Annotated in this window: 27 protein-coding genes and 2 pseudogenes; 21 read left to right on the top strand and 8 right to left on the bottom strand. The window is 53.1% G+C overall.

Translation table 11 applies throughout. The features are described 5' to 3' along the window. The first annotated feature begins 7 nt into the window (after window positions 1-7). Window positions 8-478, top strand: coding sequence for a DUF4265 domain-containing protein (locus tag AC19YS_RS20485; protein WP_500602516.1), 471 nt, complete (start codon window positions 8-10; stop codon window positions 476-478). Between the two features lie 237 nt (window positions 479-715). Here AC19YS_RS20485 and AC19YS_RS20480 read toward each other — a convergent pair. Continuing rightward, window positions 716-802, bottom strand: a pseudogene (locus AC19YS_RS20480) (DUF6124 family protein); the annotation flags it as partial. Between the two features lie 54 nt (window positions 803-856). Between AC19YS_RS20480 and AC19YS_RS20475 the strand changes: the two are divergent. From AC19YS_RS20475 to AC19YS_RS20465, 3 genes are all read left to right on the top strand, one after another. Continuing rightward, a complete protein-coding gene (locus tag AC19YS_RS20475) occupies window positions 857-1087 on the top strand; it encodes a polymorphic toxin type 28 domain-containing protein (protein WP_491725137.1) in 231 nt (76 codons plus the stop codon). Continuing rightward, window positions 1084-1512, top strand: a complete 429-nt coding sequence (locus tag AC19YS_RS20470; RefSeq protein ID WP_200625725.1) for a contact-dependent growth inhibition system immunity protein — start codon at window positions 1084-1086, stop codon at window positions 1510-1512. Before AC19YS_RS20475 ends, AC19YS_RS20470 begins: the two co-directional genes overlap by 4 nt. A 564-nt stretch (window positions 1513-2076) precedes the next feature. Next, on the top strand, window positions 2077-2463 hold the full coding sequence (locus AC19YS_RS20465) for a DUF5376 domain-containing protein (RefSeq protein ID WP_234452762.1): 387 nt from the start codon (window positions 2077-2079) through the stop codon (window positions 2461-2463). Window positions 2464-2579: 116 nt separating this feature from the next. Here AC19YS_RS20465 and AC19YS_RS20460 read toward each other — a convergent pair. Continuing rightward, window positions 2580-2693, bottom strand: a pseudogene (locus tag AC19YS_RS20460) (DUF6124 family protein); the annotation flags it as partial. A gap of 129 nt (window positions 2694-2822) precedes the next feature. Here AC19YS_RS20460 and AC19YS_RS20455 point away from each other — a divergent pair. From AC19YS_RS20455 to AC19YS_RS20415, 9 genes are all read left to right on the top strand, one after another. Then, window positions 2823-3455 (top strand): hypothetical protein, encoded by a 633-nt coding sequence (locus AC19YS_RS20455; RefSeq protein WP_500602515.1) that lies wholly within the window; start codon window positions 2823-2825, stop codon window positions 3453-3455. Window positions 3456-3526: 71 nt separating this feature from the next. Continuing rightward, window positions 3527-4006: a toxin C-terminal domain-containing protein gene (locus AC19YS_RS20450; RefSeq protein ID WP_169366361.1), complete on the top strand. Its 480-nt coding sequence runs from the start codon at window positions 3527-3529 to the stop codon at window positions 4004-4006. 1 nt (window position 4007) lies between these two features. Further along, a complete protein-coding gene (locus AC19YS_RS20445) occupies window positions 4008-4205 on the top strand; it encodes a hypothetical protein (protein WP_119735454.1) in 198 nt (65 codons plus the stop codon). Window positions 4206-4568: 363 nt separating this feature from the next. Then, entirely contained in the window at window positions 4569-5039 is a 471-nt protein-coding gene (locus tag AC19YS_RS20440; protein ID WP_234452764.1) for a hypothetical protein, read from the top strand. Window positions 5040-5457: 418 nt separating this feature from the next. Then, a complete protein-coding gene (locus AC19YS_RS20435) occupies window positions 5458-6060 on the top strand; it encodes a hypothetical protein (RefSeq protein ID WP_218911098.1) in 603 nt (200 codons plus the stop codon). A gap of 1174 nt (window positions 6061-7234) precedes the next feature. Further along, a complete protein-coding gene (locus tag AC19YS_RS20430; protein WP_500602514.1) occupies window positions 7235-7615 on the top strand; it encodes an SCO4402 family protein in 381 nt (126 codons plus the stop codon). Between the two features lie 140 nt (window positions 7616-7755). Then, window positions 7756-8175, top strand: coding sequence for a hypothetical protein (locus AC19YS_RS20425; protein ID WP_200625727.1), 420 nt, complete (start codon window positions 7756-7758; stop codon window positions 8173-8175). Between the two features lie 198 nt (window positions 8176-8373). Next, window positions 8374-8814 (top strand): hypothetical protein, encoded by a 441-nt coding sequence (locus tag AC19YS_RS20420; protein WP_234452765.1) that lies wholly within the window; start codon window positions 8374-8376, stop codon window positions 8812-8814. Between the two features lie 174 nt (window positions 8815-8988). Next, window positions 8989-9276 carry a hypothetical protein gene (locus AC19YS_RS20415; RefSeq protein ID WP_200625728.1) on the top strand — a complete coding sequence of 96 codons (288 nt, stop codon included), beginning with the start codon at window positions 8989-8991 and terminating at the stop codon, window positions 9274-9276. Window positions 9277-9401: 125 nt separating this feature from the next. Here the strand turns inward: AC19YS_RS20415 and AC19YS_RS20410 are convergent, their stop codons facing one another. Beyond that, window positions 9402-9704 (bottom strand): DUF6124 family protein, encoded by a 303-nt coding sequence (locus AC19YS_RS20410; protein WP_500602513.1) that lies wholly within the window; start codon window positions 9702-9704, stop codon window positions 9402-9404. A gap of 485 nt (window positions 9705-10189) precedes the next feature. Between AC19YS_RS20410 and AC19YS_RS20405 the strand changes: the two genes are divergently transcribed. From AC19YS_RS20405 to AC19YS_RS20385, 5 genes are all read left to right on the top strand, one after another. Continuing rightward, window positions 10190-11179 (top strand): hypothetical protein, encoded by a 990-nt coding sequence (locus tag AC19YS_RS20405; RefSeq protein ID WP_500602512.1) that lies wholly within the window; start codon window positions 10190-10192, stop codon window positions 11177-11179. A gap of 2 nt (window positions 11180-11181) precedes the next feature. Beyond that, window positions 11182-11544 (top strand): hypothetical protein, encoded by a 363-nt coding sequence (locus AC19YS_RS20400; protein WP_500602511.1) that lies wholly within the window; start codon window positions 11182-11184, stop codon window positions 11542-11544. Window positions 11545-11730: 186 nt separating this feature from the next. Continuing rightward, the gene (locus AC19YS_RS20395; protein WP_200625691.1) at window positions 11731-12093 is read left to right on the top strand and encodes a hypothetical protein; all 363 of its coding nucleotides are present in this window, start codon (window positions 11731-11733) and stop codon (window positions 12091-12093) included. Beyond that, the gene (locus AC19YS_RS20390) at window positions 12083-12277 is read left to right on the top strand and encodes a hypothetical protein (protein WP_200625692.1); all 195 of its coding nucleotides are present in this window, start codon (window positions 12083-12085) and stop codon (window positions 12275-12277) included. The genes AC19YS_RS20395 and AC19YS_RS20390 overlap by 11 nt, the downstream gene beginning before the upstream one ends. A 2-nt stretch (window positions 12278-12279) precedes the next feature. Beyond that, window positions 12280-12525: a hypothetical protein gene (locus AC19YS_RS20385; RefSeq protein WP_500602510.1), complete on the top strand. Its 246-nt coding sequence runs from the start codon at window positions 12280-12282 to the stop codon at window positions 12523-12525. Between the two features lie 176 nt (window positions 12526-12701). Here AC19YS_RS20385 and AC19YS_RS20380 read toward each other — a convergent pair whose 3' ends face one another. From AC19YS_RS20380 to AC19YS_RS20370, 3 genes are read right to left on the bottom strand one after another with little or no spacing between them, the layout of a single operon-like run. Next, entirely contained in the window at window positions 12702-14042 is a 1341-nt protein-coding gene (locus tag AC19YS_RS20380) for a c-type cytochrome (RefSeq protein WP_500602509.1), read from the bottom strand. 16 nt (window positions 14043-14058) lie between these two features. Next, complete coding sequence (locus AC19YS_RS20375) at window positions 14059-16296, bottom strand: xanthine dehydrogenase family protein molybdopterin-binding subunit (protein ID WP_500602508.1); 2238 nt, start codon at window positions 16294-16296, stop codon at window positions 14059-14061. Continuing rightward, window positions 16296-16763 carry a (2Fe-2S)-binding protein gene (locus tag AC19YS_RS20370; protein ID WP_106580615.1) on the bottom strand — a complete coding sequence of 156 codons (468 nt, stop codon included), beginning with the start codon at window positions 16761-16763 and terminating at the stop codon, window positions 16296-16298. Before AC19YS_RS20370 ends, AC19YS_RS20375 begins: the two co-directional genes overlap by 1 nt. Window positions 16764-17033: 270 nt before the next feature. Between AC19YS_RS20370 and AC19YS_RS20365 the strand changes: the two genes are divergently transcribed. The 3 genes from AC19YS_RS20365 (at window position 17034) to AC19YS_RS20355 (ending at window position 18972) form a co-directional block, all read left to right on the top strand. Then, window positions 17034-17774: a hypothetical protein gene (locus AC19YS_RS20365; protein ID WP_106580616.1), complete on the top strand. Its 741-nt coding sequence runs from the start codon at window positions 17034-17036 to the stop codon at window positions 17772-17774. Window positions 17775-17905: 131 nt separating this feature from the next. Continuing rightward, on the top strand, window positions 17906-18196 hold the full coding sequence (locus AC19YS_RS20360) for a hypothetical protein (RefSeq protein ID WP_106580617.1): 291 nt from the start codon (window positions 17906-17908) through the stop codon (window positions 18194-18196). Between the two features lie 266 nt (window positions 18197-18462). After that, entirely contained in the window at window positions 18463-18972 is a 510-nt protein-coding gene (locus AC19YS_RS20355; protein WP_177410146.1) for a hypothetical protein, read from the top strand. Window positions 18973-19021: 49 nt separating this feature from the next. Here the strand turns inward: AC19YS_RS20355 and AC19YS_RS20350 are convergent, their stop codons facing one another. Together AC19YS_RS20350 and AC19YS_RS20345 are read right to left on the bottom strand one after the other, a co-directional pair. After that, window positions 19022-19648, bottom strand: coding sequence for a helix-turn-helix domain-containing protein (locus AC19YS_RS20350; RefSeq protein WP_500602507.1), 627 nt, complete (start codon window positions 19646-19648; stop codon window positions 19022-19024). Window positions 19649-19653: 5 nt separating this feature from the next. Then, window positions 19654-19812 carry a hypothetical protein gene (locus AC19YS_RS20345; RefSeq protein ID WP_500602505.1) on the bottom strand — a complete coding sequence of 53 codons (159 nt, stop codon included), beginning with the start codon at window positions 19810-19812 and terminating at the stop codon, window positions 19654-19656. Window positions 19813-20037: the final 225 nt, after the last annotated feature.

Raw genomic sequence — 20037 nt, 5'->3', positions numbered from 1 at the left:
GATATATATGAAGTATCAGACCGGAGAATACGAAGCTGTTCATAAAGCGCCTGTTTGGCGTGATCGTGCCAATTTCATATTTGTCGCTCATCTTGGATCCAAGGATGGAAGTAACGAATGGGAACAGTTATGGGGGCAGAAAACAGCCGCTCACAGATTTGTTCTGTGCTGTATTCCTTTCTTTGCTCAAGACATTGCTCTAGGCGACGAAGTAGAAACGAATGTTGACTTTGTAGTCCAGCGAGTTATTCAGCATGGAGGGCGAATCACCTTCAGGGTATGGTTTGGTGCCAACGATAAAACTATACGCGAAGTATTGATGCTAGAAATTGAGACCATGAACCCATTAATGGAATGGTCTTCAGAGAATTTGCTCGCACTTAGCCTTTCTGATGGGATCGAAGCGCAACGCATGGCCGATTATTTGCACGCGCGTGAGGAACAAGGTTTGCTTAAGTATGAAACTGGGCGGCGCTGATATTTAGGCGCGAAAGAAGCAGATAGCGCTAAAAGAGAGCAAAAAGGGGACAGATTTGAACGGCACTTACTTAACCTCCTTCGGGTGTCCATTTCTTCTGACACGTCCATTAAATTAATCTGTCCCGTTTCTCTTGGTCCCCTTTCTCTAGGATGCACCGGCAAGCGCAGATATCCAACTGACAGAACCGATCAAATGTGGGAGCGAGCAAGCCCGCTCCCACAGTTTTTATTGTGTTCAGGCAGGCGGGGCAGTGGGTTTCAGGCACTCGATGGAGCGGTCCACCGTAGTCTTGGCCATCTCCAGCAAATGCCACACCGCCAGATTGGAAAAAGGAGAAATAGGGGTCAGACCACGGTTTTGTAAAGGTAATCAAAATTGCTCTTTGAAACATGTGAATGGTGGTCTGAGCCCTATTTCTTTGTTCCCCGGAAGAATGGCAGTGGTTACTGTGATCATTTGAACGAAATGCAGGAGCGGATAAGAGCGCTTACCAACCATGCAGAAACGCTTAAGAATTTAAGTAACCCAGAGGCGCAAGCGGCCCGACAGGCAGCTTTGGATACTTTAAAACGTATTTCTGACTCTCTAAATGGTGCGGGTATATGAAAAAGACATTTCGTCAAATAGATGAGAGTAATGGGTTTAAGTGGGAAGTTGAGCCTGATTCTGATGAGTCTGCGCTGGAGTCATGGCACAGGTCGATTCTGGACACTCCGATAACTGAGCTCGAGATCGGCGACCTTTGCAGATCGGTCAGGCAAGATATGTATACGTCGGAATTATTGCCTGTCGTGGTTAGCGAGTTGGATAAGGAAGTGCTGGTAGGATTTCTGGATGACGCCGAGTTGCTAAAAGGAACCTCAGAATTATCGGAGGCAGTCTGGGCGAAAAATTTACTGCTGACGCAAAAAATGTTGAAAATTCTGCGGCGAGATAAAGAGCTTATTGCTGCGGAGCCTCGCACTGTCGAATATGTCGAATATGCTCAGGCGCTAGAGAGGAAACTGCTGGCAGCGCTTAATGGTAAATGACACAAGAGGGAAAAGGGGACGGATTTATTTACAGCAAAAAGAGGACAGATTTATTTTTAGCTAGGCTGTAGCGCCTATACCGGAGCGTTGTAAGAAACATTTCCCGAGTAGCGCCAAACTCCACTCGCAAAGCTCACTGGCCGCTGTGGATAACAAACCAACAGCTCTGCGACGAACTGACAAAAGGATACGTCAAGTCGCGTTACCCAACAGGGAAAAGGGGACAGTTTTATTTAAGTAACAAAGAGCTCGGAGAATTAAATAAATCCGTCCCCTTCTTCCGGATTTATTTGATTTTCTTAGAGGTATTTTTTTCGGTTAAATAAATCTGTCCTATTGGCGCCGGCGCCGAATTGACCCAGTTGCCGAGATATCACTGACCCGGGCAGAATCCTCGCGAACAACTATTTTGACTGAGAGAAATAGGGGGCAGGCCACGGTTTTGTAAAGGTAATCAAAATTGCTCTTCGAAACATGTGAATGGTGGTCTGACCCCTATTTCTTCAAGTCGAGGGATATATGAGTCCGAAAACTACCGTCTATCCAAAGCTTTAGGTGCATAAAATGAAATTGCATTTTTCATGGGAAGAGTCAGCAGGAACTCTGTCGCCGGTTTGTAATTCAAACATGGTCAACAGAGATGGCGTTAGCCCGTTAGCGTGCCTCTTAACTGATGATGGCGGGCAATTATTTTTAGACACTGTGCCGTGGTTGGATGAGGGACTGGATAGAACAAGATTAGTTAAGGGGGATAAGGTTGATTTTGTAGACTGGAGTCGCGATGCCTGGGGGGCTGAATTGACTAAAGAACATGTAAAAATCTATTCGCTCCATGATGAAAGTTACTTCGAGCTAATTGCTATCGACTCATTTGAAATAGCACTATTAGCGTGGTTGGACTTTATTAAACTGAAACCAGCGGTGGGAATAATTCAGGAGGTTGAAATCTAAACTGCCATTTGGCAGTTGGAGTTGACAGGAAAACGGGGTCAGACCACGGTTTTGTAAAGGTAATCAAAATTGCTCTTTGAAACATGTGAATGGTGGTCTGACCCCTATTCTACTATTCAGGCAGGCGACTTTGTGGGGTTCAGGCACTCGATGGAGCGGTCTACGGTGATCTTGGCCATTTCCAGCAAATGCCACACCGCCAGAATCTTCGCCCGCTCGGGGCTGGGCAGCGGAGAAATAGGGGTCAGACCACGGTTTTGTAAAGGTAATCAAGATTGCTCTTCGAAACATGTGAATGGTGGTCTGACCCCCATTTCTTTCCGGGGGCAAGAGGTGATATTTAATCCCACGATTAATAAATGGGTGCCAGAATGAAACAGGTTAGTCAGTTTTCAATATCTTGGGTAACACCAATCGTGCCATCGGTGTCTCTCGCAGGTATACCTTTGGGTGTTGGTGCAGAGGTGCTGGCGCGAGTGTTACTCAACTATTTGATTGATGAGACTAGCAAGTTATACCAATTTGAGTGCTCTCCAGAGCTTCGATTAAGAAGTTGTGGTGTGGATGAGTTTGGAAATTGCGGTTATTCTTTTTCGTTATTTGATGAGTTTGTGGTTAATGATCTTCTAAAGGGGACGCCTGCTCTATCAATAGTGATTAGAGATGGAGCGGTATTTGCACTCAATGCTTACAGCTTCAGTTTTCCTGGAGAGCGAACACAAGAGCTTATGTATAAAGGTGTTTTGCCAATTGGTATTGGTTTGGGCAGTTTAGTTTCTGATTTTTTGCCATTTACTACTTTGGAGTTTGATGACGCTGAAGAGTGGTTTTATTCTGAAAGAGAATATGCGGGGTTAGAAATTACCGGTTGGGGCGTTCCTTTAGATGATCAGCCGGAACAAATTATTACTGCACTATGTGTGATATTGGCAGCGACTGAAGAAAATGGGGCAGGCATTGAGGGATCGCCGATAAATGGCGTCAGACCCTGAGGGGGGGGGGGCGATTTTTCTTATCGCAGAAAAACGGGGTCAGACCCTGAGGGATCCCCCAATTTATTGTCATGAAAGCTGTTGAGGGGACAGCGGCGGGGCAAGTAATATCAGAAAATATGGACAAGGCAAGCGCCTTCGTAGGGAAACAGGTCGCCGAAGTTATAGAAGGCTATGAATTAAATCCCACGTTTCAAGATGAAAAATATCTGATCGGCGGTGGCGAGCTGCTTGCCAGTGTTTTGTTTGGGGTGATGCCTGCACGCAAAGGCAAGGGCGGGAAGGAATCAGAGTCAAAGGGGCCTCGACCCCTTGCGGAACCTGTCTATAAGACGAGTAAGCAGGCTGCGGAAGCTTTAGGGTACAAAAAAATTAATGAAACAGTGCACGGTGGGCAGGCTGTTTTTAAGCGAGGTAATCGATATATTACTAGAGACCTAGACGGCCATAACGGCGGTGCTTGGAAAGCAGCTAAGTCGGTTAAGGATCTTGGCTCTAGAGAAACAAGATCCGGAACGTTTGATGTGAATATGGAGCGCATAGGTGATTGATATGAATGAATCTAAAGTCCCAGATTGGATTACGCGCGGAAAAACTATTTCTCAACTAATTAAGGAGTTGAGAACCTTTGAAAATCAAAATCTCATGGTTGAAATTTCCGTTGACGGGGGGGCGACTAAGAAACCAATAAGTCTCGTCGGAAAAGAGGATGGTGTGTGTGTTTTATTAAATTGCGAGTCTGAGGAATAGTCAAATTTTAATGTTGTGGGGCGGCCAGCAATAACATGAAGCTGGAGAAAAGGGGACATGGAGAAAAGGGGACAGATTTATTTGATTTTTCGATTGTGTTCGAATAAATAAATCGGTCCCCTTTTTCGGTGTTCAGTATCCGTTGCAAGGGCAAACTCCCGATTCTTATGCGAAGCTTGGAAATGGGCATGTTGTTGTCTACGGTCCTGAGGGGTGTGCACTATATGATGTGTCTAGCTCTCGGGTTAAGGTGGTCGAATGGAATCAAGCTCAGAATGGAAAATATTTCCCTAAGAAGGGAAGTGATACAAAAGTTTTTGAGGGGAATGTTCCTCAGTCGATTCTTGACAGCTTGGGGTCGAAATGATGAAAATTTATCAGGGTAATATTTCCAAAGAGTCGTTGAGTCTGTTTGTTTCAGATATTGGATCCAGATTACTAGGAGGGAATATGCGGCCACTTGAAATTAGCTTTGGGGGCATTGAGAAACTTTCCATTATTCCAGATTTTGATTTCTATAATCTAAATCTTGTGCTGGGGCTCAGCTTGCAGCGAGAAAATATGGGGCGCGCAGTTGATACTTACAAGGTTACCCTGGAGATGCTTTATGAGTCTGAGCAGTCGGCGTTTGAAGTTGTTTTAGGGTTTACAGGGGTTCGTCGTTTAGCAGTTCCTGATGTGTGTGGGAGTTTGTACTTGAGCGAAGTTGAAGTGGATGACGTCTCAGCTGATCAGCTTGAAGGAGTTAAATATAGTTTGAAAGACTATGGAGGCACAGGGTTTGAAGTGCTTGCCCGGGAATTTTCAGTTGTCAGCTGCAAGCAACACTTGTGAAACGAGAGTTAAGCGCGAAACGGGGGCAGATCACAGTTCTGTAAAGGTAATCAGTATTGCTCTTTGAAGCATGTGAATGGTGGTCTGACCCCTATTTCTTCGCTGGGAAGACAGCGATTGGTGCTAGCAATGGTGCCGTAGTGGCAGAAATGTTACATCCAACCACCGTAAGATATCTTGAGGATAAGCTAGGTGTGAAGATCGGCGAGTTCACTGATTTTTGTAAAAATAAGGCTGGCGCTTGCGCGGAGGTATCTGCCGCAGACTCGCTTGTTAGGCAAGGGGTGGATCCCGCTAGCATAAGGTTTACTGAGGCAGTTCGCACTCGAGAGGTCTGGGGGAAGGATCGTATTCCTGAAGGGGCGATAATTTCACCTTGTGAAAATTGCAGTGTAAGTTGGCCTCGAGGAGATCTATAATGATTGTTTTAAATGAAAGTTGGCGACCTGGATTTGGAACAATATTTACGTGGTTTGCCATAGATAAAAATGGAAGGATCGCTGTGATGGTGAATAATTGTTACGGAGAACTGCCGCAAATTTTGTTAAGGCTCGAAAATGTAGATGCTCAACTTGATAGGCTATCTGAGTTTGTTTGGGGCGAGTCTTCTGAGTTCTTAAGTTGTTTTCCCGATAAATGCGGTGAACTTAAGGTTGACCTTTATTCTGCCTGGCGATATCAGAAAAAATTCTCGAAGGAACGTTTGGTTGAGTACCTGGAGTCTGACCTGTTGGAATCAAAGTCCTTTGCAGAGGCTAATCTATCAGTCAATAAAGGCTTTTATGTCTATCATGGCGTAGAGGGCGATGATGTCGGTGTGGACTATCCTGTTGGCTATGAAGGGCAGACTGTAATGGGTGACTATTTCAGGTATTTGGTCCCTACAATATTCGGTGGCATTGATGATATTCCGGAGCCTTTACGTCAGGTGTTGGTGAAGTCTGATAGTTTTGACTTTGCGAGTGATCAGTTGTTGAGGAATGATCAAGTGAGCTATCACTTTTCTCGTATGCTCTACTAGGACCGGAAAAGGGTATGGATTTGAGTGTCACTTACTTGATTTTTTTCGGGTGTCCATTTTTCCTAACCTCGGCTCTTCCGCCGAACGCGTCTGTATCAGTATCGAGTAAGGCTAAGGCCTTCGTTTTATGGTGCGAAGCTCAATCCGTCCCGGCCGGTTTCCGATATGTTTCCTAGCGATCAACTTGAGTAAAACCTGCACACCTTTCGCCTTATTCGTCAGGAAATAGGGGGCAGGCCACGGTTTTGTAAGGGTAATCAAAATTGCTCTTTGAAACATGTGAGTGGTGGTCTGACTCCTATTTCTTACTATTTCTTACTGGTGACTTGTAGGTGACTTCGACTCAAGCCTGATTTGGGTTTACTGGTAAAGGTGTCCTGTCCCCTATTTTTCTGGGCAACCTGACATGCATCCTAAGCCCCACTATCATGTGTGAGAGGTGGAGCTAAATCAAAATGTCAAAGGTGCCAGGCCTGCGCGCATCCAGATTACTAGGAGGGAATATGCGGCCACTTGAAATTAGCTTTGAGGGCATTGAAAAACTTTCCATCATTCCTGATTTTGATTTCTATAATCTAAATCTTGGAGAGAAATAGGGGTCAGACCACGGTTTTATAAAGGTAATCAAAATTGCTCTTCGAAACATTTGAATGGTGGTCTGACCCCTATTCTATTTTGTATCCTGTTAAAAGAGTAGATGGTGTTGGTCGTTTGCCTTTGGTGCAAAGGTGGAGCTGCTAGCTCCAGCGCTGAAAATGCGGCCTTATATCCAAAGTTGAAGGATCAACTGATATAAGAAAACCTGAGCAATATTGCGACCCAAGACTCAAGATTAGCTGCTGCTGTGAATGGCAGTGGAACGAAAAATCCGGAGCAAAAAGAGAAATAGGGGTCAGGCCACGGTTTTGTACTTACCTGATCGGTTCAAATCCTAGCGTGTGCGTGAGAGAGCAATACCCACGTAAAGTTTAATGTGCGTTCATGTGGGAGCAGGCATGAACTGGCCTAATGATTTTGGATGCTTCAATCGGGCGCTATGATGGCGCCCAAATCTGAGGTGTTTGGATATGAAGAAAATAGGGGTTAGGCCACGGTTTTGTAAAGGTAATCAGAATTGCTCTTTGAAGCATGTGAATGGTGGTCTGAGCCCTATTTCCTTAGGTGAGTATAAAAAGTGGAAAAGTTGGAACTCTCCGAATTAAAGTTTCCCGCGATGAGAGATGAGTTGATCTCTTACTTGCAGGGGCTGTCGAGCGCTGAGTATCAATACAACGCTTGGGTTGCAAGAGCAGACCCGGTTTTAGCTTATGATGAATTTAATTATGTTGTGCACTTTTTGTATGATGACACTGATCTGGCGACTGATGCCGACTCGTGGGTCGGATTGATATTTAGGGGGGAGAGTGAAGCGCTCGCTATTTCTGAGGTTGTGCGTAGCTTGGACGTAATATTTGAAAAGTATGGTACAGCGCTTTCCGATGCTGACTATTTGACGAAGCCTGGATGGGCTTACGTCATTGAGTCATCTAAACATGCACTACTGGAGCTGTCCTGAGCATAAGCAAGAAAAGGGGGCAGATTTATTTTTAGAGAAAAGGGGACAGACTTATTTAATTTTTAGATTATGTTCGAATAAATAAATCTGTCCCCTTTTTGTCATTGAATCCAGATGATTTCAAGAAAAGGTGATGATGTATGGTTTTTGATCATTTGACGGCGGGTTCAATTGGCCCCCTAAGCGGTGGTATGCCGAGAGCAGAGGTTCGCTCTTGCTTAGGTGAAGAGTTTAGAGCGTTCAAGAAAACGTTTTTGTCGTCAAATACGCTGGACGCCTTTGATCATCATGCTGTGCACATTTATTATGACGATGCTGATCTTGTAAAGGGCGTGGAGCTGTTTTCTCCGGTAAACTTTTTCTGGCGTGGAAAAAGACTTTTAGGTGAAAGTTATGCTGAGTTGAAAAAATATTTGGCTCACCAGGGCGTCGTTTTTTCTTCAGATGATTTTGGGGTTGAAGTCGATGCGCTTGGGATGGGGTTCTATATTCCGGACATTAGTGATGATGGTGATTTTGCGGCAGTTAAAAGTGTATATATTGACTTGACTGTCGGCTGAGTGGGGAGGCGCCGAAGTCGGAGGCAAGAAAAGGGGGGCAGATTAATTTAATTTTTCGGGAGAAATAGGGGTCAGACCACGGTTTTGTAAAGGTAATCAAGATTGCTCTTCGAAACTTGTGAATGGTGGTCTGACCCCTATTTCTTTCCGGGGGCAAGAGGTGATATTTAATCCCACGATCAATAAATGGGTGCCAGAATGAAACAGGTTAGTCAGTTTTCAATATCTTGGGTGGCACCAATCGTGCCATCGGTGTCTCTCGCAGGTATACCTTTGGGTGTTGGTGCAGAGGTGCTGGCGCGAGTGTTACTCAACTATTTGATTGATGAGACTAGCCAGTTATACCAATTTGAGTGCTCTCCAGAGCTTCGATTAAGAAGTTGTGGTGTGGATAGGTTTGGAAATGGCGGTTATTCTTTTTCGTTATTTGATGAGTTTGTGGTTAATGATCTTCTAAAGGGGACGCCTGCTCTATCAATAGTGATTAGAGATGGAGCGGTATTTGCACTCAAGGCTTACAGCTTCAGTTTTCCTGGAGAGCGAACACAAGAGCTTATGTATAAAGGTGTTTTGCCAATTGGTATTGGTTTGGGCAGTTTAGTTTCTGATTTTTTTGCCATTTACTACTTTGGAGTTTGATGATGCTGAAGAGTGGTTTTATTCTGAAAGAGAATATGCGGGGTTAGAAATTACCAGGAAAACGGGGTCAGACCACGGTTTTGTAAAGGTAATCAAAATTGCTCTTTGAAACATGTGAATGGTGGTCTAACCCCTATTCTATTTATGTATTACTTAATGTTGTGGGACAAGAAAATGGCATCCGTCGATAAAGATGGATGTCTTGATAAGGTTGAGGTGCCAATAGAAATGGCAAATTTATTGTTCGATTTGGATGCTAAGGAATTTCCAATTCTCAGCAGCCTTAGCTTTGATGACTACGATATGTTCTCAGGTTCGCAATTAGACTCGCTTGCGGATGAGCTGCTTACTGCGGCTAGGCTGAATCCGCAGGTTTCAAAATTAGTTAACCCGATGTTGGGTTTGATATATGAGGCGAAGTCCTCAATGAAAGATGTTTTATTTAACCCTTTTGGGCGGTAATAGAAGTGAAAAGAGAGAAATAGGGGGGCAGACCACGGTTTTGTAAAGGTAATCAAAATTGCTCTTTGAAACATGTGAATGGTGGGCTGACCCCCTATTCTATTGCTCCCACAGTTTTACTGAATTCAGGCAGGCGATTTGGTGGGGTTCAGGCACTCGATGGAGCGGTCTACGGTGGTCTTGGCCATTTCCAGCAAATGCCACACCGCCAGAATTTTCGCCCGCTCGGGGCTGGGCAGTAGCTCACTGCAATTGAGTGTTGTGGCCGAAGCGCTGTCGAGCAAGCTGGAAGTGTAGAGCAGGGCGTCTTCGAAGCTCAGGTCTTCGATTTGAACGCCTTGGGCTGGCAGGTAATGGTCGATGGCGCGGTTGAAGGCGGCGCGGTCTTTAGTGGCGTTGCGGGGTGGATCGGGGACGACTTTTTTCATTTTGCAGCTCCTGGGTGATCAAGGAACCGACACATTTCGCGACTAAACGTAGGGTGGCGGCTGTACGCAGGTTAGTCGACCGGTCAGGAGCATCCGGCGCGCCCGAGGGCGCCCTGCGCACAGCCACCATTAAACTTTATGGGACGATGCGCCTACTCCTAAATCCGAGCGACTAAACCCGATCACTGATAAGCAGTGACTGACCGCAGACTAGCCATCGATTCGAGGAGGCACAAGGCGGCAGGAATTGTCTAGGAAACGTCCTGCAATTTAAAGAGACACGCCCTGCTGGCCCTTCAAAAACCATGACTGAATGCCACTAACCCGCCCATCAACGGTGGTGGTGAATGGCTTTTTGTAGGTGCTTTTCCCCTGCGACGTAGGCAGCTTCTGAAATATCGCTCAGCCTACCCAGGCTTGTGTGCGGGGCGTATCCGCTTGCTTATATTCCGACGCCAACTTCATTGCATCCAGGGATGTGAGGCATGGCGCAGGGCTATATCAACGACCGCACCACGGACTACAGCGGCTTGAAATTCCGGTTGATGGGCAGTGCCCCGAGTCGGCAGCGTTCCGACCATTTCGACGTGCTGAACAGGCACCTGCGGCCTGGGCTGGTGATGCCTGGGCAGTTGGTGATTGTTCCCGATCCCTACAGCGTGACCTGTTCGATGGAAGAGGCCTGGCTGGTACGCCGGGCCGAGGCAATTCGTCGGGAGTTGGACGCTGGCGCCGGACCCCAAGTAGTCAATAACTATGACCTGCTACAGAGTTTTTTGGGGTACGGCTCGTTGGGCGTGGGCAGCGCGACGTCAGCGTGGGCCCGGCATCTGGATGAAGTGGCGCAGACCCTGGAGGCGATTGAACAGCTGTATCAGCGCCTGAAAAACACTGGTTTGGACCGTGAGGCGTTTCTTCGCCAGCGTAAGGCGTTGTTCGGGCTGCTGGACGCCCAGCTGCAAGGTGCGGCGCGATTTGGCACCGGGTTGCAGGGCAATCAGGCGCTGAAGAAGGTGTTGGGGATTTCTACCAAAAGCTATCTGCAAAAGGGCGAGATCGCCGGGTATGCGCAGCGGATGCGGGATATTGCGCAAACGTCGAAATGGTTGGGCAAGGGCGCGTATGTGGGATTGGCACTGGACGTGGGCGTGGCAGGGCTGGAAATCAAGGAGGCGTGTGTGGCGGGGCGGGAGGCGCAGTGTCGGCGGGCGAAATATGTGGAGACGGGGAAATTGATGGGAGGGGTGGGAGGGGCTTATTGGGGAGGGAAGATAGGTGCGAGATTAGCCCGACATGGGTGTGAGGTTTTTTTGGGCGTCGCGGCTAAAGGTAACGGCGCGCTGGCCTGTGCAGTGATCGGCGGCGCTGCGGGAGGGTACGCAGGGGGCAATGCAACGGGCGAATTCGGAGCGTTTCTGGGAGGGAAGATCGAAGAGATCGACGGTGATTTGATCTTTCAGCCAGAGGGGGCTTAAGCATGGACTTTCAACTCATCCTGGCAATCATTTTAGCTGCCGGGACGCTGATTTTCGCAGGGCTGACTCTATACGCTGAGTGCACAAAGCTCGAAGCCCTGGAAAGCTACTTCAGCCAGAACAAAGTGATCTGTGACAACAAACGCTTTTGGGGCAGAAATCAGCATATCGACAGGTTTCATCGCATGCTCGTGATCAATGGCCTGTTGGGAATGCCTAAATTTCACATCAAAAGAGGGGAGGTAACCGAGGCTGAATTGGCGTCCGTGCCCTTGTCCCTCAAGCGTTGGGCGTTGTGGCCGTATCGTTTTGGAATGGTGTGGTTTGCCGGCTGTATGCTGTGGTCCATTTTGTATGGCTGGTAGCCCGGGACGCACCACGTTTCTGGCGGCATTCTCACGGGTGCTTGACACTGGCGTCGCGGCTAAAGAAAACGGTGCGCTGGCCTGCGCAGTGATAGGCAACCTATTCGGCACTGGCGGTGCGTTTCTGGGCGGGAAGATCGGAGAGATCGACGGTGATTTGATCTTTCAACCAGAGGGCGCTTAAGCATGGATTTTCAACTCATCCTGGCAATCTTTTTATTTGCAGGGGCGTTTGTTGGCGCGGGACTCACTTTATATGCTGAGTGCACAAAGCTCGAAGCCCTGGAAAGCTACTTCAGCGAGAACAAGGTGGTCTGCGACAACAAACGCTTTTGGGGCAGAAATCAGCATATCGACAGGTTTCATCGCATGCTCGTGATCAATGGCCTGTTGGGAATGCCTAAATTTCACATCAAAAGAGGGGAGGTAACCGAGGCTGAATTGGCGTCCGTGCCCTTGTCCCTCAAGCGTTGGGCGTTGTGGCCGTATCGTTTTGGAATGGTGTGGTTTGCCGGCTGTATGCTGTGGTCCATTTTGTATGGCTGGTAGCCCGGGACGCACCACGTTTCTGGCGGCATTCTCACGGGTGCTTGACACTGGCGTCGCGGCTAAAGAAAACGGTGCGCTGGCCTGCGCAGTGATAGGCAACGTATTCGGCACTGGCGGTGCGTTTCTGGGCGGGAAGATCGAAGAGATCGACGGTGATTTGATCTTTCACCCAGAGGGCGCTTAAGCATGGATTTTCAACTCATCCTTGCAATTTTTATGTGTGCAGGTGTGTTCGTGTTCTCGGGGCTCACTCTATACGCTGAGTACACAAAGCTCGAGGCCCTGGAAAGCTACTTCAGCGAGAACAAGGTGATCTGCGACAACAAACGCTTTTGGGGCAGAAATAAGCATATCGACAGGTTCCATCGCATGCTCCTGATCACTGAACTGTTGGGAATGCCCAAATTTCACATCAAAAGAGGGGAGAGGTAACCGAGGCTGAACTGGCGGCCGTCCCTTTGTCCCTCAAGCGCTGGGCGTTGTGGCCGTATTATTTTGGGATGGTAGTGGCTGCCAGCGGTGTCCTCTGGACCCTTTTGTATGGTTGGTAGCGCGGGACGCACCGCGTTCCGGGCTGCATTCCCACGCGGGAGCGTGGGAGCCCTCTCTCAGCGCATATGCAAAATGATCGGGCTGCTGCTCGCCGGGTCCGTATGCCCGCGCAGCTTGTTCACCGCCGCGGCATCGACCGCACCGCCGTTGTTGCCCCACGTACCTCGCACGTAAGTCAGCACCTGCGCGATTTCCTCATCCGACAGCTGCTCCCTGAACGCTGGCATCCGGTAAGCATCCGGCATACCCGCCGTCACGATCCGTTGTGAGCCATTGAGCGTGATGTTGATCGCCGAGGCATTTTCCTTGGCCAGTGCCGAAGTCGCGCCTGCCAGCGGTGGCATCCACTCGGGCTGGCCCTTGCCATTCAGGCCGTGGCAGGAAGCGCAGCGGGTCGCGTAAGTGTGGGCACCCGGTACGTCCGCAACCGCGTTGACCGCCTGATACTGCCACGGCGAACCGTCCCGCTGCGGGTCGCCAGGCAGTGACTTGAGGTAGCGGGCGATGGCGTTCAAATCCTCATCGCTCATGAACTGCGTCGAGTTGTTGAACGCCTCGGTCATCGAGCCATACACCACCGCATGCTGGTTGCGCCCGGTCTTGAGGAACCGCACGATCTCTTCCTCGCTCCAGCGGCCCAGCCCGGTGTTGTGGTCCTGGCGCAGGCTCGGTGCATACCAGCCATCGAGCAGGCCGCCGGCCAGGTAGGGTGCGCCGGACTCGTCCAGCGCCTTCTCGTTAAAGGCCAGGCCGCGCGGCGTGTGGCAACTGCCGCAGTGCCCCGGGCCCTGGACGATGTAGGCGCCGCGGTTCCACAGCGCGTCCTGGGCGGGTTTGGCCGCGTAGGTGGCGTTGGGTGCGAACACGCCGTTCCACAGGGCGATGGGCCAGCGCATGTTCAGCGGCCAGGGAATGCTGCTTTCGATATTGGGCTGATTGGCCGGCTCCACGCCTTGCATGAAAAACGCGTACAGCGCACGCATGTCGTCATCGCTGAGCTTGGCGTAAGACGGGTAGGGCATGGCCGGGTAAAGCCTGCGCCCACCCGGCGCGACGCCGTGGCGCACCGCGCGGTCGAAGTCGGCCGGCGTGTAGGCGCCAATGCCGGTGTTGCGGTCGGGCGTGATGTTGGTGGCGTGAATCGCGCCCAGCGGCGTGGCCATCTCCAGGCCGCCAGCGAACGGTGCCTTGCCCGGCAAACTGTGGCAGGCCACGCAGTCGCTGACGCGAGCGACGTACTCGCCGCGGCTGACCAGTGCCGGGTCGGCTTTGGCGGCGGGTTGTTGCTCAAAAGGCGAGGCGGGCTCGCGGGTCACGTACCAGGCCAGTACGCCTGCGGCGACCGCGCCGGCCAGCACCAGCCAGCCTGCGGTTCTAGCCAATCGTTGGTTGTTCATGCGCGTTCCTTGTCGGTCAGGCGAAAGTGTATCGGCTCAAAGGCAGGCTACGAATGCGCTGGCCGGTCAGGTGCGCGACTGCATTGGCCACGGCCGGCGCCACTGCAGGTAACGGCGGTTCGCCGATGCCACCCATTTTTTCACCACTCTCGACAATCTTCACGTGCACCTGGGCCATGCGCGACAGCGGCAGGATCGGGTACAGGTCGTAGTTGCGCGCCCGTGGTTTGCCGTCCACGTACACCGCTTCCTCCAGCAAGGTTTGCGACAAGCCCAGGGCCACCGCGCCATTTACTTGCGCTTCAACAATCGCCGGGTTGACGATGCTGCCCGGGTCGATGGCTTCCCAGATGTGGTGCACTTTGACCTGGCCGTTTTCGATCGACACTTCGGCGACCACCGCAGCGTGGGAGCCGAACGGTGAGGCCATGGCCACGCCGCGTGCACGGCGGCTGCCGTCCTCTGCGGTGTAGGGGCCACGCTTCCAGCCGCCGGACAACTCGCCCACCGCCTTCAGCAGCGTGGTCAGCCGCGGGTTATCGCGCAGCAAATGCAGGCGCAGCTCGTAGGGGTCTTGGCCGCCTTTGTCGGCCAGCTCATCGAGGAACGCTTCATAGAAGAAGTCATTCAGCGAATTGCCCACCGAGCGCCAGTAGCCGAGCATGGTCGGGCCTTTGACGTAGATCTGCGCAATGCGCTTGTTGGGGATCGCGTAGCTTTTGCCCGACAACCCTTCGAGGGCCGTGGGGTCGATTTTGTCGCCCTGTTTACCGGCGATGGCTTCGCTGGGGCCTTCGGTGGCACTCACCGCTTCAATGGCCACCGGCAACCCTTGCGCGTCCAGCGCGGCGCGGAACTTGACCACGGCGACCGGGCGCAGCACATCGCGCAGGAACTCCTCTTCACGGCTCCAGATCAGCTTGACCGGGCGACCGACTGCTTTGGCCAGTGTGATGGCCTGCGGGTAAGGGTTGGCCGAGTCATACAGGAAGTGCCGGCCGAAAAAACCGCCCAGCAGCGGTGAGTGCAGGGTGATCTTCGCCGGGTCGAGCCCGGTGCGTTTGGCCATGTCGGCGCGGAACATATCCGGCGCCTGGTTCGGCAGCCACACCTCCAGCGTGCCGTCGGGGTTGAAGCGTGCCAGGGCAGAAGGTGGCTCCAGCTGGGCGTGGTTGACGTACTGGTTATGGTAGGTGGCTTCGACTTTGGTTTTGGCGTTGGCCAGCGCGCCGGCTACATCGCCTTCGTTTTCATCGTCACGCGCCGGGCCTTGCTGGGCGGCGAGGAAGTCGCGGTACTTGTCGCTGGAAAAATCCGCCGGCATCGCGCGTACGGTCGAATCTGCAGCGGCTTCCAGCCATTCCACCTGGATCGCCTCCACCGCGCGCTTGGCGTGCCACCAGCGCTCGGCCACCACGGCCACGGCGCCGGGCAGTTGATGCACCGAGTGCACGCCCTTCATGGCTTCGACCTGCGCCTGGTTACGCAGGCTGCCCACGGTCATGCCCAGGCGCGGCGCGTGCTGGACGGCGGCGTGGAGCATGCCGTCGACTTTCAAGTCGATGCTGTATTGCGCCTTGCCGGTGGATTTGTCGTAGGCATCCAGGCGTTTGACCGGCTTGCCGATCCAGCGGAATTGGCTCGGGTCGCGCAGGGTGATGGTGGCCGGGTCGGGCACCGGCATGTCCAGGGCGCGCCCGGCCAGCTCACCGTAGCCCAGCGAGCGGCCGGAAGCGGCATGCACCACGCGGCCGGGTGTTGTGGTCAGTTGCGCGACCGGCACGCCAAGCTGCTCGGCGCCGGCCTGCAAAAGCATCGCGCGGGCGAGGGCGCCGAGGCGGCGCATGGTCGGGTAACTCATGCGCACCGACATGCTGCCGCCGGTGATGCGCATGCCGTTTTCCATCACCACATACGCATCGCCGGGCGGCGCGGCCTCGACAATGAAGGTGGCGGGGTCGGCGTCCAGCTCTTCACCGACAATCTGCGCCATGGCGGTGTGAGTGCCCTGGCCGCCTTCCATGAAGGGGCTGAGCAACCGCACGGTGCCATCAGGGCGAATCTCTAAAAACGCCGGCACCTGGGTGCCGCGTTCTGCCGCGTCGGGCGTGGCGGCGTAGGCCCTGAGCGTGCCCAGCGGCAGGCCGAAGCCAATGACCAGCGCGCCCACGGCGGTGCTGGCCAGAAAGCGGCGCCGGGACAGGTTGATCGGTTCGCCCAATGGCGTGTCGAGGAGGGCGTTGCGCGTGTTCATCAGGCGCTCTCCTGCCGGGCAGGCTGAACGGCCAGGTCATGCACCGCCGTGCGAATGGCGTTATAGGTGCCGCAGCGGCACAGGTTGATCATCGCCGCTTCAATCTGCGCATCGCTGGGCGCCGGGGTGTGCTTGAGCAGCGCAGTGGCGGCCATCACCTGCCCGGACTGGCAGTAACCGCATTGCGCCACTTGATGCTCGACCCAGGCCGCGACCACGCGCTTGCCCACGTCATCGGCTTCGATCGCCTCGATGGTGGTGATCTCGTGGCCAACCACACCCGCCACTGGCGTGACGCACGAGCGCACCACGTTGCCGTCCACCAGCACCGAGCAGGCGCCGCACTGGGCCAGGCCGCAGCCGTATTTGGTGCCGGTCAGCCCCAGGTCATCACGGATCACCCAGAGCAGCGGCGTATCGGCGTCGGCATCGACCTCGTAGGATTTCTGGTTGATACGTAATTGCATGGTTCACCTGCTGATCATCGGTTGGTGTGGCTTTTTTTATAAGTTGCCCATCGTTGCACTCTAGACCACGGCGCAACAGCTATCGATCCCGTCATCGACAACTCGGAGGATCAGGCAAGAATTCGACAGGATTGCACCACTGCGCGTGCTTTTAGCCTGTAGGCCTTTGCTGATCCACGCCGGCGCGCTGCACTTTTTTTCATTCTTCTGATCTATCCCTGTCACGACCGCGCTCATTCTGCGCGTGGACAGCAGCCAGACCCGGTGCCGATGGATCGAACGTCAATTGCTTTTATCACCCGCTGGCCGCTGCTGATCGCAGCGGTGTTTATGCTCTGTGCCACCGGCTGCAGCCAGCAACAGGGCCGCGATATCGCCAGGCAGTTCAGCGATGGCAAGCCCGATGAGTTTTTTCAGACCAGCGTCGACCGCATGGCAACCCTGAGCATGCGCGACAACCTGCAAAGCCTGTACGTGCTGATGAACAAGCTCTACCTGCGCAACCCCAACCAGTGGCGCCAATCGGGTTATACCGATGCGGTGAGTGCCGCACGGGAAATTCGCCGCGCCATCGAGAACCGGCAACCGCTGCCTGCCCTGGGGGACCGTCGTGACCTGGTGGCCTTGAGCTATTCGCTGAGCCCGGACTTTCGCGGCGACCGGGTCGGGGCGTTTATCTATGCCATCGGTAGCATGCTGGTGACTGCACACGGTGGGCGCACGCAGTTTTATGTCACCGACTCGATCAACCCGCAATTTGTCAGCAATGCCGCGCGCAATATCGAGAAAGCCACCTGGCTGCTCAGCCAGCGCCAGGACGCCAATGGCGTGTTGCTGTTGTTCTCCAATGAAATCTCGGAGGAGGGCAGCAACCTCAGTTTCGCCGTTGAGTTCGGCAAAGTGGTTGCGCGCCTCGACCTGCTCGCGCAGATGCTTGATGAGCGTTACCGGCGCGTTGCCCTCAATTACGCGCAGAGCTTGCTGCTGATGAATTTTTTGCCCGTGCAGTGATGCGTGGACCGATCTTGCAGTGCGGCATTTCCCTTTCATATGTGGGAAACGGCCTATCTTGCCCCCCTTTGCTTGAAACATACCCACGGTCGGCAATAGCCTCGGACTTTTCTTGACGATGAGTGCCTACCTTGGGAAAGCGCAAAACGGTTTGGCCTACTGATCGCGAAGTCCGCCTGCGATTTATCCTGTTTGCCGTGATCGACGTGGCAAGTGCTCAAGGCGTCCCCGCCGACGTGCTATTGCCCGCCCACAAACTGCTGCGCGACGCACCGACAGAGGCGCAGTTGCGTGAAGCGCTCGCAAGTGTTCTGGCGTGTGACGAAATGCTTGGGTTCAGGTTTCCACAGGGCACGGAGGCGGATGATTTGCTGCGCTTGCTGGCGCCGACGGCCGATGAGACCCCTGCGGGGTTTATTTGAAGCGGGTTAGATCGTTTATTTCCTTACGATTGGTCTGAAGAGCGTAATCGCATATCTACAGCGACGTTTATCTGCCTATACAAGAGGTCAGCGACGTCGCGACGTCGCTTGCTCTGTTATCGCAGCGTGCGCAGCTGTTCTGGTCAACTAAGCTTGCCCCCGAACAGCCAATCCTGCTGCTCTGCCGCCGTCTTGCGCCGCTGCCCGGCGTCTCTAGAATCGGCGCCAGAACTTAGCCATTTCCTGTCGATTACGGAGTTTCGAACATGATGAATGCGATGCAGATGCCGATGAACACTTCCATGCCAATGATGCCGATGATGATGGGCATGCCGATGATGATGGCCACCATGCACTGCGAAATGGCCGGCGACGCCATGATGTGCACCATGAAGCCCGCAGCCGGTATGGACATGGCTCAGTTCAAGACTAACGCCGAAATGATGGCGATGATGATGAACTGCGGTATGCCGATGATGATGCAGTGCGCCAACCTGTCGATGATGTGCCTGTCGGCCGACGCCATGAAGATGAACATGGAAATGCCGAACATGATGCCGATGATGGCCATGGGCATGTCGATGCCGATGATGAAGTGCATGATGGAATGCACCCTGATGGGCGACAGCCTGCAGTGCAAAATGATGCCGATGCCGGGCATGAGCATGGCCATGATGGAAAACTGCTGCATGCTGATGAACAAGCTGATGAATGACTGCGCCATGCCGATGATGATGAGCTGCAATGGCATGCCGATGATGTGCTGCACCTGCTGATAGCACCCGCAGACTAAAAAACGCCCCGATGATTCGGGGCGTTTTGCATTCAGTCCAGGCGTTCCGGGTAGGTGATCACTAAAAACGCCACCGCCTCGCTGTCCGCCGGGTTGCGGTAGCGGTGGGGCTGGTCGGCGTAGAACAGGATCGAATCGCCAGTGGAGAGCAGGTAGCGTTCGTCGTTGACGCTGACTTCCAGCACGCCCTGTGCCACCACCAGGTTTTCCTGGATGCCCGGGGCATGGCCTGCGCAGACTTCCTCGCCGAGGGCGCGCAGGCGGATCTCGTAGAATTCGGACTGGCGGGCGGTGTCGTAGGGGAACAACGCGCGGCTGACAAACGCACCATCGGCACTCACCAGGCGTTTACTCTGCTGCGCCGGCAACACCTCGACGCCTTCAAAGGCGCGGTCTTCCAGAAAGGCCGCCACTGACACCTTCAACCCCTTGGCGATTTTGCACAGCACCTTGATCGACGGCACGCTGCGGCCCGATTCGATCTGCGCCAGCATTGCCCGGCTGACGCCGCAGGCGCGCGCCAGCCCATCCAGCGACAGGTGGCGTTTGCTGCGCAGGCGCTGCAGGTTCTGCGCAACACACAGGCTGGTGTCGTCGTCATCGGTGCCAGGTTTTGGAAGCGGTTCGGGTGACTCGGCAAGTACCTGCAGAAAATTCATCGGCCTTACGCCCGGCGCGTATCACTGGAGGGCGTCGCCTGGGCGGTCAACACGGCAAGCCCGGCGCGTGCCGCATACATCGCCCACATCAGCTCGGCCGCTGCACGCGCTTGGCGGCGCTTACGGTGGAGGGTGAAGTCGATGACGGGGGCAGATGTTTGCATGGGCGCGATCTCTTGGGGCCTGGGTGATTCACGTAGGTGACTCAGTGGCTCCACAGTACTGCGTGGCGGTTATTTCCTTAAATACTGAGTTTGCATGTGTTAATTCGATTTTGGACTTAACCAATACAGGCAGTCCGAACCTGTTGTGGGAAGGGTCTGGTCCGTTAATAAGGCGTGACTCGGTAAGCCTGCGTGGCTTCCCACCCCTGTTAGCGTGCTCGGCCC

The sequence above is a fragment of the Pseudomonas sp. MF08831 genome, assembly GCF_059862645.1.
Note: the sequence above shows the minus strand (reverse complement) of the source record. Positions and strands in the feature narration are given on the sequence as shown.